The sequence below is a fragment of the Bathymodiolus platifrons methanotrophic gill symbiont genome (assembly GCF_002189065.1).
Lineage (GTDB): Bacteria > Pseudomonadota > Gammaproteobacteria > Methylococcales > Methylomonadaceae > Methyloprofundus.
Genome location: NZ_BDMN01000194.1, coordinates 1 through 13,659, shown reverse-complemented (window position 1 = coordinate 13,659; position 13,659 = coordinate 1). Strand labels below are relative to the sequence as shown.

The 13,659-nt window shown below is 37.1% G+C and carries 10 protein-coding genes and 4 pseudogenes; 7 read left to right on the top strand and 7 right to left on the bottom strand.

The features are described 5' to 3' along the window. From CDZ78_RS11610 to CDZ78_RS23765, 3 genes and pseudogenes are all read right to left on the bottom strand, one after another. Positions 1-379, bottom strand: a pseudogene (locus tag CDZ78_RS11610) (site-specific integrase); the annotation flags it as partial. A gap of 446 nt (positions 380-825) precedes the next feature. Further along, the gene (locus tag CDZ78_RS11605) at positions 826-1,221 is read right to left on the bottom strand and encodes a helix-turn-helix domain-containing protein (protein WP_221902076.1); all 396 of its coding nucleotides are present in this window, start codon (positions 1,219-1,221) and stop codon (positions 826-828) included. Beyond that, positions 1,221-1,343, bottom strand: coding sequence for a hypothetical protein (locus tag CDZ78_RS23765; RefSeq protein WP_263459204.1), 123 nt, complete (start codon positions 1,341-1,343; stop codon positions 1,221-1,223). The genes CDZ78_RS11605 and CDZ78_RS23765 overlap by 1 nt, the downstream gene beginning before the upstream one ends. A gap of 560 nt (positions 1,344-1,903) precedes the next feature. On the opposite strand from CDZ78_RS23765, the gene CDZ78_RS11600 reads away from it, so the two are divergent. The 3 genes from CDZ78_RS11600 to CDZ78_RS11590 all read left to right on the top strand — a co-directional run bounded on the left by CDZ78_RS11600 (position 1,904) and on the right by CDZ78_RS11590 (position 4,712). Then, on the top strand, positions 1,904-2,323 hold the full coding sequence (locus CDZ78_RS11600) for a hypothetical protein (protein WP_087870158.1): 420 nt from the start codon (positions 1,904-1,906) through the stop codon (positions 2,321-2,323). Positions 2,324-2,857: 534 nt separating this feature from the next. Beyond that, positions 2,858-3,973, top strand: coding sequence for an AAA family ATPase (locus CDZ78_RS11595; protein WP_087870157.1), 1,116 nt, complete (start codon positions 2,858-2,860; stop codon positions 3,971-3,973). Continuing rightward, the gene (locus CDZ78_RS11590) at positions 3,963-4,712 is read left to right on the top strand and encodes a hypothetical protein (protein WP_087870156.1); all 750 of its coding nucleotides are present in this window, start codon (positions 3,963-3,965) and stop codon (positions 4,710-4,712) included. Before CDZ78_RS11595 ends, CDZ78_RS11590 begins: the two co-directional genes overlap by 11 nt. A gap of 225 nt (positions 4,713-4,937) precedes the next feature. Here the strand turns inward: CDZ78_RS11590 and CDZ78_RS11585 are convergent. Next, a pseudogene (locus tag CDZ78_RS11585) lies at positions 4,938-5,169 on the bottom strand (ATP-binding protein); the annotation flags it as partial. A gap of 684 nt (positions 5,170-5,853) precedes the next feature. On the opposite strand from CDZ78_RS11585, the gene CDZ78_RS11580 reads away from it, so the two are divergent. Beyond that, complete coding sequence (locus CDZ78_RS11580) at positions 5,854-6,828, top strand: IS110 family RNA-guided transposase (protein ID WP_087870155.1); 975 nt, start codon at positions 5,854-5,856, stop codon at positions 6,826-6,828. Positions 6,829-7,277: 449 nt separating this feature from the next. Then, positions 7,278-9,043, top strand: a pseudogene (locus tag CDZ78_RS11575) (AAA family ATPase); the annotation flags it as partial. A gap of 188 nt (positions 9,044-9,231) precedes the next feature. Here CDZ78_RS11575 and CDZ78_RS23760 read toward each other — a convergent pair. After that, complete coding sequence (locus tag CDZ78_RS23760; protein WP_280175568.1) at positions 9,232-9,354, bottom strand: hypothetical protein; 123 nt, start codon at positions 9,352-9,354, stop codon at positions 9,232-9,234. A gap of 192 nt (positions 9,355-9,546) precedes the next feature. Here CDZ78_RS23760 and CDZ78_RS21975 point away from each other — a divergent pair, with 192 nt between their 5' ends. Continuing rightward, positions 9,547-9,753, top strand: a complete 207-nt coding sequence (locus tag CDZ78_RS21975; RefSeq protein ID WP_087870152.1) for a hypothetical protein — start codon at positions 9,547-9,549, stop codon at positions 9,751-9,753. 240 nt (positions 9,754-9,993) lie between these two features. Next, positions 9,994-10,427 (top strand): annotated as a pseudogene (tnpA, locus tag CDZ78_RS11560) (IS200/IS605 family transposase). A gap of 699 nt (positions 10,428-11,126) precedes the next feature. On the opposite strand, the gene CDZ78_RS11555 reads toward tnpA, so the two are convergent. Together CDZ78_RS11555 and CDZ78_RS11550 are read right to left on the bottom strand one after the other, a co-directional pair. Then, complete coding sequence (locus CDZ78_RS11555; RefSeq protein WP_087870151.1) at positions 11,127-12,416, bottom strand: DNA cytosine methyltransferase; 1,290 nt, start codon at positions 12,414-12,416, stop codon at positions 11,127-11,129. Then, positions 12,409-13,152, bottom strand: coding sequence for an Eco47II family restriction endonuclease (locus CDZ78_RS11550; protein WP_087870150.1), 744 nt, complete (start codon positions 13,150-13,152; stop codon positions 12,409-12,411). Before CDZ78_RS11550 ends, CDZ78_RS11555 begins: the two co-directional genes overlap by 8 nt. Positions 13,153-13,659: the final 507 nt, after the last annotated feature.

The following is a 13,659-nucleotide window of genomic DNA, read 5'->3' as shown; positions in this document are numbered from 1 at the left end:
CCCTCCGTGCGGTTGCAATACGAACGTCTTTTTCGGATAAATTGAAATAGTCGGTATCCGAATACGGAATGCGGGACTTATACCCAGTCTCCCTAGACAGCCACTGGAAAAAAGTTTTAAGATGCCTCAGGGTTGAGTTAAGCGTTGACCTACTTAAGGGCTTACCTGTACGCTGATTGGTTTGCTTGGCAAGATTTTTCTTAAATTCTATCGCCTGGTTAAAATTAAATGCCTTAAAATCCCGATATTTTGTATAAGATTCAAAGCGACTAATCGCCGCAGCTGCCGAATCTATAGATGATTCATCTTGTTGCTTACATTCTTTAAGGAATGTAAAATATTTGTGCTTAATACGCTCATTATCTGGATGGTGGTTCATAACTTTTTAACCTCTCTATTTGAGGGGGGTATAGCAAAAATTGACACTAATGCTATAATATTGAATATTTTATTCACTTTACTCACCTTTAAGGTTAGTTGACATCGTGATGTCCTTTTGGTTATAATTTCTTTAAATTAAAGTTTCAAAATCAACTATAAAAAACATAACAGTCTAGTCTTTGAGAGACTCATAATGGGATATGCTTTTGAAAAATTAGCCCCGATGAGACTGCTACATTTTTTATGAAAGTTGTAAGTATTCTCCATTCTAATTTAGAGAAAGATTCTATAAAATGGGTCTTCTTTAAACTCTTAAATCCTGTCTCCTGATCAAGCCAAAACGCATAATTAACTTATGTATTTCATCCGTGTTGAAGAGTCCTTATTGGAGTCACAATTTAAGGGGGGGTATATAGTATTGCTTAATCCTTTTAATGCTCTCGTTCATTGGACTGCCCATATCCCCTTAATCTCCTCTAATCTTGAGAATTTATTGATAATGTTTTCACACGTTGGACAGAGTCCGCTCAAGAGTACCTGAGACTTATTTATAGGCTTATAATCAACCATGTTTTCAGCGGGTATCTTAGGAGCGCGACACTTTACACAATATATTTCAGACGACTTGCATTTCTTCTTATTACCCTCTCTTTTTTCTTGTAGATACCTCTTTAAATCCCTACCAAGAATTAACAGAGGACGCTCTTTATCAATGGTAGCTAAACCATCTTTAATCCAAGAATGAACCGTGTTTTTATGAACAGAATATAAATAAGCGATCTGACTCACTGTATAGCTACGATGGATTTTTACATTATTGGGATTTAGACGCTTAGCCATTATCTTTCACCCCCCTTTCCTATCCAGCCGACTTCCCTACCAGCTAGAGAAATAGGAGTAGGTAGAGCTAATATGGGTGGTTTTGTTTTGTTGTGACAGAACCCTTGAATTGCATTTTTCATAAGTTTTACCTAGTTTGGTATTTAAAACGAGGTAAACAAGCGCCTGAACAGCAATAACGGACAGCATTAAAACTAGATTAAATATTTCCAAGCCATTGAATACCAAAAGGGATTCCGTGCGGCTGTGTTGATATTTACTAGGGTTGACAATTAACGTTTTTATTAGGTATTATAGGGACAGGATTTAAGAATCCTTAACGCCCTTGTTTGTATAATGTACCTTAAAACATGTAATTTAATATTTTCCCTCTATGTTTAATATTGTCCTCTGCGAAAGGACTTGTTTACGGTTACAACACGCTTATCTCTTCTGATAAAGGAATAAGCATCTTGGTGTAGGAACTATTTCCACACCAACCTGATAGTCTATCATAAATATAAAAAAGCCTCAATGTTTATTTTTTCATTGGGGCTTTTTATTGCCTGCCATTAATGTTCCTAGATGTGACAGTGAACCTACTTTTCTTGTGCGACCACCCTGCAACGCGCGGTGTAATAAGGGTTTAATGACCTGCCTCTTTTAAATCACACACTAAGGACATAGTTTAACTTTTAATAAAATGAATGCTAACGACAAGAAAGAAATAATTAATGCTGGCGCGGATAACATGTACAAACTAGCTGGCACTGTAATTATGATGGCTAACCTTGGTTTTATACCCACCAGAATTAAAAAGCCTTATATTTTTTCCATGGACACCTATCTTGTTACTGGGCTATCTGGCTACTCAAAAAGTCTAAAAAAGCTAATAGAAATTTACAATCAAGGTGTAATTACCGAAAAAGACAGTGTTAAGGCTGAGAAGCTAAAGACTGCATCTAAGTTAATTTTTGACGGGGCTGAACCAATGGAGGCTATAAACGAAGTGGGCTTCAAAGCTTCGGATATTGACCCCGATAGAGAGGACATAAGCTATAGCGATTTACAAGATAGCTACATCAAGACTTATAACTATTTATTTCCTTCTATCGATCAATAATATTCTGGTTCTGTCGCAAAAGATAAGTATTTGTGTAAACCCGGCTATAAACCTGTTTTTATGCCTCTCATGACAAAGCATCATGCAGGAGAAAATATTATCAACTCATCGGGATAATTGAATGGATAAGCCAGGTATAATCTGGTGTTAAGGAAAATAATTACTTAACAAAAGGCACCATTTTTAGTTGAGCATGCAAAACTAATTGGGGTGAAATTAAATCTTATGTTCGTAGGTAATAGGCTATTTTGTTTTTTGCGACAGAACCGCATGGCGCTCCTGCCTGAAAAGCCTAAGGGTATGCACTGGAAAACATATCACAAGCTTCAAGACCAAGCTATGAGTGATGAGGAGAGTTGTTTTCAGAAAATAGATGAGTATCTTGATCGGTTTTCTTCTCGGTGACCTTAAACAATATAATTAGTTGGGAACTCACTTGAACCCGTAGTTTTTTTACGGCAGACACTAGCTTTTAATTTTTTCTTGACTAAAATAGAGTGCGTTATATAAATAATCTACACGGTAGCTATTTCAATGTTATCAAAGTTTGAGGTAAAAAATTTTAAAGGTTTTAAAGATTGGTTCGTTATCGATTTTTCTGATGTAAATGATTATCAATTTAACACAGAATGCATAAAGGATGATGTGGTCAATAAAGCAATGATATATGGATCTAATGGTTCTGGTAAATCTAATCTAGGCTTTGCTATCTTTGATATTATTTCGCATTTAACTAATAATGAGCATGATCATTTATGTTATAGAAACTATCTAAATGCTAACGTTGATAATGAATTGGCAGAATTTAAATACAAGTTCAAATTTAAAGATAATTCACTTGAGTATCGATATGGCAAGAAAAATAAATCTACATTATCTTATGAGCATTTAAAGATTAATGGCAACTCCATTGTTTCATTGGATAGAAGAAATAGCACTAATGCTAAAATTGATCTTGAAGGAGCAGAAAACTTAAACACTGATGTAGGCGATTCAAAAATATCTATTGTTAATTATATAAAAAACAATACTATATTGGCTGATAATGCAATAAATAGTGTCTTTAATCAGTTCATTGAATTTGTCGATGGAATGTTGTTCTTCAGGTCCTTAGCAGGCAATAATTATTTAGGTTTTGAGAAAGGTTCTGGCAATATTGATAAGGATATTATTGCTCATGGTAATGTTTCAGACTTTCAAGATTTTCTTAATCAGGCAGGTGTTGAATGCAAGTTAACAACTATCGAGTTAAACGGTGAACAAAGTCTAGCGTTTGTTTTCAAAAATAACCCCGTTTATTTTTTTGATATTGCATCTACGGGAACTCAGTCGCTTGCCTTGTTTTATTATTGGTATCAGAGATTAAAAGAGAATTCTAAGGTAACGATGGTGTTTATTGATGAATTCGATGCTTATTACCATCACTCTTTATCCAAATTAATTGTTACGCGATTGAAAAATATTAGTGCTCAAGTTGTATTAACAACACATAACACTAGCATAATGAGTAATGATTTATTTAGACCTGATTGTTATTTCTTAATGCATAAAGAAAAGATTAAGCCTATTAGTCGGTGTACTCAAAAGGAATTAAGAATTGCTCATAATTTAGAAAAAATGTATAGGGCAGGCGCTTTTAATGAAGGATGAAAGCATTATCCTGTTTGTGTTTGAGGGGGAGAAGACAGAAGTTAAGGTTTATGAAAATTTAAAATTATACTTCTCTAAGTTTGATGCTAATACACATATCTATACAACATTTGATACTCATATTTACGAGCTATACTGGGTGCTACAAAAAGATTCTGATAAAGATATTGTTGAGTTGATTAGGGATAGAAATGAGCAGAATAGACAATCGCTTGCTAATATTTCAAGAGATTCGGTTGCTGAGGTCTATCTATTCTTTGATTATGATGGACATGTTCCAGTAGCAACTAATGAAATATTAATGGAGATGATTGAATATTTTGATAATGAGACAGAAGCAGGGAAATTGTACATTAGTTACCCAATGGTTGAGGCTTTAAAGCATGTTCATAGAGATGTGGATTTTAAAGAGACTATTGTTGAAATTAATTCTGGAAAAAGCTACAAAACGTTAGTTGGTGAGGAATGTGGAAATAATATTCAGGACTTAACAAAGCTGACTTTAAGCAATTGGAACTGGATAATTGAAGCGCATGGAAAGAAATTAAATTATATTGTAAATGATGATTTTATCTTTCCTGGGCAGCATGTTTCCCAGATAGAAACCTTCAGAGCACAATTAGAAAAATATATTACTCCTGTTCGTAAAGTAGCTGTATTAAGTGCTTTTCCTATTTTGATTATAGATTACTATGGTGTTAATAAAATCAAGCAAAAACTTGTAGAGCATGCAGAATAGAGCACAGGACTTTAGTACGGAAATACTACGTAACTTACTACGCTATTCAGCTTATTCATACTACTTTGAACAACTTTAAACTTGTGTTATCCTATTGATTAAAAGGAGTTTTAAAGAGTTTGAGATAGTCTCTCAGTATTCATAGTCCCGTGTATATGACATTCTGCGCCCTCCTTGGCGGTTGTCAATGGCCAAAATAATTGAGCCACTTTTCCAGCAAAATAGTTAGTTGTTAAGCTTAGATTTCAGTCGATAACTTTCCCCCTCCCAGCATAAAAATGTGTGAATGATGAATAAGTCTGTCCACAATCAGCACAGCCACATTGTTATCAAAGAAGAACTCCCCCCAGTTAGTAAATTCTTTATTGGTTGTCAGAATGATTGATCTGTATTCATACAGTGCATTAATCAACTGAAACAGGTTATGCATGCCTTTTTCATTCATAGGCGCGCCACCGCGCGCCTCATGATAGATTTTGGGACACCATGTCACAAAAATCGATTCGCCACTCGGCAAATAATTTGTGCCCTGGTCCGCCACGCGTCCGCCTCAACTACGCAACAAAACCCTGCTCCGTTAAGGCTCCCACACATGGCTTGACGGCTATTCGGAATGCAATTCTTTGCCTCGGCGCGCTGCTAGCGCACTTCGGATTGGCGAATTGCCCTGTCGCCTATCAGGGACTAAAAATCACCACTTAGCTAAGCTCCGTTTCCCTGATTTTCAGCGAATGAGAAAAATAAAAACAGGTTCATAGCCGGGTTTACACAAATACGTATATTTTGCGACAGAACCATGGTTCTGTCGCAATAATTTATTATGAAGGTTGAGGTAATGAAAATGATCAAAAAAGGACAAATGTGAGTTAATTTAGAGAGGTCTTGTATCTTAATTCCAGTGTTAATTTAGTTGAATAAATGGCACTATCCAATGACGGTTGGATGAGGGGTAGAGACATTGTAAGGAGGCCTTGATTATAAAAAATCGTGGGGCAGATTAGTGCCTACCCCTCTTTAATAACGCCTTTAAATGCGAACAGTATCTTGTGCCTGGCCACCACGCAAGAGCACGAATAGTTACAAGAATGCCATGACGTTATTTTATCCAATCTTTAGTTTACGCTTAACTGGAGATAATACGATGATTTATATTGGAATTGATATTTCTAAACTTACCTTTGATGCGGCTTATATTCTTAATTCTCGCACTATTCATAAACAATTTTCTAATAACCTCAAAGGGTTTGGAGAGTTTTCTTTATGGGTGAATAAGAGTAAGAAAGAGGTTTATACCTGTCTCGAAGCAACCGGTATTTATAGCTTTGATCTAGCGCAATATTTATCTCAGCAAAAAGTAAACGTAATGGTCGTTAACCCGATTATCACACATGCCTTTTTTAAGATGGAATTAAATCGTAATAAAACAGATAAGGCAGATGCTCAGCTTATTGCCAGGTATTGTGAACATGTTGTTTTAACAGGTGACTACAAAAAGAGATCATATCAACCTAAAGGAGCAGACTATGAAGCAATACAACGCTTAGTCACACGCTGCGATCAGTTAGAGAAGTCTAAAACACAAGAAAATAACCGCTTAGAAGCCAGTGTGAATAAACAGACATCACGTTCTATAAAACGATTACAAAAAGCGATTGATAAGGAGATTGTTCGGATCAAAAAAACCATTGCTGACATTGTTAAAAATAATCAATCTCTCAGTCAACAAGTCGATTTATTAGTCAGTATCAACGGCATTGGTGAACGGACTGCATGGAGTATTTTAGCGTATATTGGTGACATTAATTTCTTTTCAAATTCAAAACAAATTGCCAGTTATGCTGGATTAACACCCAAGATCATACAGTCAGGTACGAGCATTGATAAATCATCATTATCTAAGCTTGGGCATAAACGATTGCGTAAGTCGCTTTATATGCCAGCACTTGTCGCTATTCGACACAACCCAGTATTAAAGGCTCTTTATGAGCGTTTAGTGAATAATGGCAAACCTAAAAAAGTGGCGATAGTCGCTGTCATGAGAAAATTGTTGATTTTATCTTATGGCGTATTGAAGTCAGAAAAACCATTTGATATAAATTATCAAATGGCGGACTAATTTTTTAAAGAGCCCGTCAAAGAAAAGAGAGGGTGTTTTCAATAAATAAAAGTTGATTTTTAAGACAGTATCTAACCCCTAGGGAAAAGTAACTTTTTTTAGCGTATATCCATTATATGCAAAAACCCTTATATGAGAAAAATAGGGGTATCTGACTCTATTTTCAAGGCATCAAGTTATTACTACGTTGACACCTAAAGCCACTAAACCAGAGAAATAAAGGGCTCAAGGTGGTTTGTCATTCAGTGAGGTATTGATAGCCCCCTTTTTGACACTAAATCTAAAGGACTCTCAGCCCTAGGGAAAAGTAACTTTTTTAGCGTATATTACCTATATGCAGAAATGTGAAACTAACCTCGCCACAAGAGAGCTCATAAAGCACTGTAAAGACATTAATTGGGAAACTTCAGTTATCGCATTACCCACTACTAATCACATAGAGCAAGAATATGGATCAAGGAAATCATTACAAGAAGTGCGACCTACAGGTTCATTCACCTAGAGATATAAATTGGAAGGGTGACAGTTGCGTTACACCAGAAGAACGTAAGGCATATTCAAAAACTTTCGTTAAAGAATGTAGGGAGGCTGGCATAAATGCAGTAGCGGTAACTGACCATCACGATATGGTCTTTTTCGAATACATTAAAGCAGCTTCGAAGGCAGAGCTAGATGAAGGCGGAGATTTAGTTCCCAATGATCAACAGTTGGTTGTTTTTCCAGGTATAGAGCTGACTTTTAACCAACCACCAATGCAGGGTTTACTGATACTTGATGCAAGCTTTCCAGAAGCTTTGTTTCCCACTGTGCTTGGTTCGCTTTCATTAGCTCAAGCAGCAAAGGAAGATTCGAAGACTATCCAAACAGTCGCAATTTCCAGCAATACCATAAACAGTATTGGCGACATCTACAGGAAGCTAGATGGTACGGACGGTGTAAAAGGACGGTACATCTTCCTGCCTCACGTAAAGGATGGTGGCCACAAAACATTGATGAGGGATGGCTTTCACGAAGCTTATGCGAAAATGCCAAGCGTCGGAGGTTATGTCGATGGAAAATTCGAAGGTGGCGGCGTGGGTTACCTCAAGATACTTAATGGAGAGGTTGATGCGTGGGGGTTTAAAACAATTGCCGTTATTCAGACAACCGACTATAGAGCAGATGAAACACTTGCTAATCTTGATACTGCTACATGGATAAAATGGCGTGAGCCAACGGCTGAAGCTTTACGGCAGGCATGTCTCGCAAAGGAGTCAAGGATAAGTCTTGTTGAGCCAGAGCTACCAAATATTTTTATCGAGAAGATTGATGTCACCAATTCCTCCTTTTTATCGAAGTTTGATTTAGATCTAAATCCACAACTAAATTCTATTATTGGAGGCAGAGGATCAGGCAAGTCCACGATATTAGAATACTTGAGATGGGCGTTATGTGACCAGACTGAAGGGTTTGGAAAAGAGGGTGTTCAATCCGATATATTAAAGAGACGTAATACTCTAATAGATAAAACCCTCAAAGAGGTGGATGGTGAAGTTAGAGTTTTCTTTATTGTTAATGGCACTCGACACATAGTAAAACGAAATCCGAAGTCTGAGGATGTGCTGCTGAAAATTGGAGATAGGGATTTTGAGTCGGTCAGGCCAAGTCAGATTCAAGATTTATTACCCATTCAAGCCTATAGTCAGAAACAACTAAGCAGCATTTCGGTTCGGTCAGACGAACTAAGGCGATTTATTGAACAGCCCATTTCAAAAGAAATCGAGGATATAGATTCAAAAGTTGGCGAAGCTTTAGTTGAAGTCAAGTCCGCCTATCAGAAGCTATCAAAAAGTAAGGAGCTTTATACCGATCTAAGAAAAAATGAAATTGAAATAGGCTCTTTCAAATCACAGATAGAAAAACTTCGTGGTGGTCTGAAGGGTATTTCGGAGGGTGATAAGAAAATATTGGATCGGGCAAAATATTATGTGAATGAAAAAATCGCTTTGATGAGGTTTCTCTTGAGTGTTTTTCCATTCAAGACAGCATACGGCCTTTAAAGGAATTGCTTGAAAAATACAAAGGTAAGGCTAGTGATAGCTCAGAAACATTTGAGAATGAAGACATTCTTAAAGGTCTAAACGAGTCACGAAGTAAATTGTTGGAGGAAGCTTTAAATAAGGTTCAAGAGCTTGAAAAGTTGCATTCAGATTCAGTTGTGAGGTACGAGGAACTGCGTGTATCCACCTTTTATTGAAATTTAGAATTATGATAGCAGATAGCGTTGGGAAGGGGGATTTATGCGACAGAACCCAGAGAATTGTTCATCGATTCCTTAAAAACCGCAGTCCGCGCATCTATTTCTGAAATACCAAAAACCAAGATTAAAAACTTTTCCCAGTTATAAAAAACGAAGATAGATGCTTAAAAAGCATGTGGGTGGGGCGCGGGCCCGCTAATGCCTTCGGCGCCACAGACGTCCTGCGTACGTGCCACTTCGCCACTACCATCGTATACTCGGTGCTCTGGCTCGTAACACCCCATCAAATGGCTGTCAGCGCTTGCTGTTGGCTTTTTGAGAATGTAAATTTTATTTTTACCACTGATCTGCCTTGCTTCTCACATTGAGTGGGTGCTACCCATAAGAAAGTTGATATATTTCAGCCACAGTCGGGGCAAAAGAGTAATAAAAAGTTCTCTCGCAAAGGGGTAAGTCCTTCAGAGTTATAGTCAAATCTGGTGTTTAAGGCTGAGAAGCTAAAGACTGCATCTAAGTTAATTTTTGACGGGGCTGAACCAATGGAGGCTATAAACGAAGTGGGCTTCAAAGCTTCGGATATTGACCCCGATAGAGAGGACATAAGCTATAGCGATTTACAAGATAGCTACATCAAGACTTATAACTATTTATTTCCTTCTATCGATCAATACCTTCGCCAATTTTAATTTAAGCAAAAAATGACAATCTTACACCTATATAAATCAATCGCTTATAGGCTGTAAAAATCATAAAAATGAGTGTATTTTTAGTTTGGCGAAGGTATTGATCGATCAATAATATTCTTCACTGTTGATGCGTGCCATTTGCCACCGCGCCTCTAGTTTATTGGTCCCAGATAGCTAGTCAAAACTATGCACTTTAGTGCAAGGCTTTAGCTGCTACACACTTATGTTAAACTTTGTTCTATGAATGAGCAAAGGCGAAGTGGTCATACAGTTACGCGATTCACGGCTCACTTGGTATGGGTAACAAAGTATCGATATCCGGTATTAAAGAGCGATATTAAAAAGCGTTGTCGTGAATTGATAATTCAGGTATGTGATGCAGAGGATGTCCAGATCTTAAAAGGAGTGGTAAGTAAAGATCATGTCCACATGCATATAGAATATCCTCCAAAATTATGTATCAGTGATTTGGTAGAGCGGTTGAAAGGTCGCACTTCTCGCATGTTGCAGCAGGAATATCCTGCCTTAAAGAAACGCTATTGGGGCGGCACTTTTGGGCGATAGGTTATGGAGGTTGGTCGACAGGAAACATTACTGAAGAAATGGTTCAGGAATATCTTGAGCACCACCGCGATCCTTCAAACAAAGATAGTGGAAGCATGATTCTTGAATAGTTAGTTTTGGACTTTCAGGCCAGTCGCAACCTATGCACTTTCAGTGCATAGTGGTTGAGTTATTCCTTAGCGACGCCTCCCATTGATAACCCTTTTCGATACCCCTAGATAAGGTCGCTTACGCTTTTAACGAGGCCATAGGTTTGCTCCAATAATTGATGTCAAAAAAACAAGTGTTTGATGGACGCCACCATCCGCACCAATAATCCCCTTAAAATTGCCCTGATTCTACGCAAATAGCGTAAATAAACGCTGTTAATAAACTAAGCCACTGAAAATGTTAATAATACCCATGTTAAAGAATGACTTAAAAGATCAGGATACTGACTACGGCAGATTTTAGCGGTAATATTTAGTTTCCATTTTGCCATCTCTTACCTTAGCTTCAATTTTCTTATTATATATCTGATAGGCGGAGGACAGATAAATTTATTCTAGTATTGTAAAATTCTATACAGGGCATCTGTCCCTCATTTTAGATAATCTTCGGTCTGTATGTGTTATTTTTAACCTCAGTCAAAACAGACACCTTGAAAGCTATCATTTATAAATCAAAAAATGGCATTACCTGACGCATTCGTATTGTGGTCTAAGATGTAAACCTGACAGATTGAGCTGATATAACAATTTTTAACTACATTGCTGGCTTTGCGATAGAAGCAGAGGTTTCCTTAATGTTGTGTGTGAGTAGCTTCGCCCTCATCCGCTATCAGCCCCGTCCGGGGCTGATAGCGATAGCGTCTTTTTTGTAGTCCCTTTCTCTATATTGTTTAACAATGCAATAATTCTTTTTCCCATCGCGTGAGCCAAGTTGACAGGTACAGCGTTACCGATTTGTTTGTACTGACTTGTTTTTGCACCCTCAAAAACCCAGTCGTCTGGGAACGTTTGTATTCGGGCATACTCTCGAACAGAAAGAGGTCGGGTCTCTTCAGGATGACATCTTTCTGTTTGTTTTTGAGCAGGAGAACACGTCAAAGTTAAACTTGGACTATCCCATGACAATCTTCTGGCCATACCTGTTTTTCCGCCCCCCATAAAATAACTGCTTTTCATGTATTCTCGCTGTATTTCATCAGGAAGATCTTTCCAGCATCCTCCGGGAGGAATCATCTCCAACACTTCAGCTTTTCTCTTTGCGTACAGTTGGCCATCAGATTTAGGGACGTCTGTATCATAAAGGTAGCCAGCTTTAAGCGCGTCTTTGACAGTCATAACGCGATGATAAGGTTTTGGCCATTTAAAGTTTAGGTGTTCAACCAGATCATTACGTATTCCCACTAAGAATAGTCGTTCTCTTTTTTGAGGAACCTTATGAAAAATAGCCTTCATAACTCGAGGTTCAACAAGCGTATACCCGATCTCTTTTATTATTTCTTTTATTGAGTCTAAAGTTCGGCCACCATCATGAGTAAATAGGCCTCTTACATTTTCACCCAGAAAAACTTTTGGCTGAACTTCTTTTATCGCTCTTGCAAATTCAAAAAATAGCGTACCTCGGGCATCTTCAAATCCGAGCTTATTGCCCGCATATGAAAATGCTTGACATGGAAAACCTCCTGACAAAAGATCAACATCATTAAACTCCTGAAAATCGACTTTACTTACATCGGCCTCAATGACATTCCAGTCAGGTCTATTTAACCTTAATGTAGCACACGCCTTTGGATCTATTTCATTCAACGCAACTGCTTTTAACCCTGCTCTCTCAAGACCAATGGCGAGGCCACCTGCTCCCGCAAATAACTCAATAGATTTATAATCTCTTAATGGCGTTTCGTCCTCCTGAGATGATTGAGGTGATTCGATCATCGATTTTATTTGAGGAAGATGTGCAAGATCTTTAAATAAATACTCACTATTCTCATCACTACTATCTGAGGAAATAGGGGATATTTTTTTATCTCTTTTCCACTTGTTGATCGTCGCATTCGATACAGACATGATATCTGCCAGTAACTTTTCAGAAATAATATTCATCTTAGACATTCAGAGATTCAAACCCTTCATAGTTTTCAAATGATAGGAGATAAATACTCTTTAAAAGGTTAGGTGAAACAGCTTCAAGCTCACTCACAACAGTATTCAACTCTCCATCCAGATCTATTTCAACCAAGATATCATCGATAACAGAAGGTAATTGTTCGCATAGTTTTTTAAATGCATACTTATCACTTGTAACCAGCTCGTAAAACTTATCAATGGACACTCTTCTGATTTTATCGTTGGATACAGGAACACTATCTAAGCTAACGTTCCAAACAATATTTTGACTATTTTTAGAGATAACCTCTACGAGCATACAATTTGCATCCGAATTTGATAACAAAGTGCTTTGCATTCTCATATATGTTTTTTGCGAAGATGAGGAATTCATAGTGTTATGTTTGTTTTTCATTTCAACATAATAACCAAGGTTCTCATTTACAATATCGTATCCAGCTACAGGAACACTCCATCCATCACCAATATATCTAAAAATATTTTGATTAAAATATCCAATATGATTCGTGTTTGATTTATCCAACTGTCTAATAATTTCAGACTCAACAGCTGCCTGCATACTTTTCCCGTAAACTTTTGAATCAAAGGTCAGCTTTATTGGATCTACCAGGTTTTTATTGAATGCTTTAAGGTCAATTTTGAACCTGTATTTCTCGACTGTTTCCTTAACGTGATTATATAAATCATCGTTAGATATAAATCCAAGGTTGTAGTTTTTCATAATTATAATTTCAATATATTAAGACCGTAAGATAAGGGGGCTACTGGTGAAATTGATTGATGACCAGCCTTTACCCCGGGCGCCTTATTTGCATGGCGTGCCTATATTCACGGTGAACAATGGTGGCTAAAAGGCTTATTAGAAGTCTTAACTACAGCTAAACTTGCTATGTCTTGGTTGTATGAGTTAAAGTTATTAGCAATCAATACCTTCGCCAAAATGAAAATACACTCATTTTTATGTATCTTACAGACTATAAGCTATTGATTTATATAGGTGTAAGATTGTTATTTTTGGCTTAAATTAAAATTGGCGGAGGTATTGAGAAACTGAAGTTTCCCAATTATTGAGTAGCTGAAATACACAATGCTGGTGTATCGAGGTTTATTTTAGGTGGTTTTGCCATGTTTATAGCAACCCCCTACTTAATTCCCCTTAGGCAATAGCATTTGAAACGAATGAAAAGACTATTTTTTTCATATAGTTGTAGCATAGTTTCAATTTTAC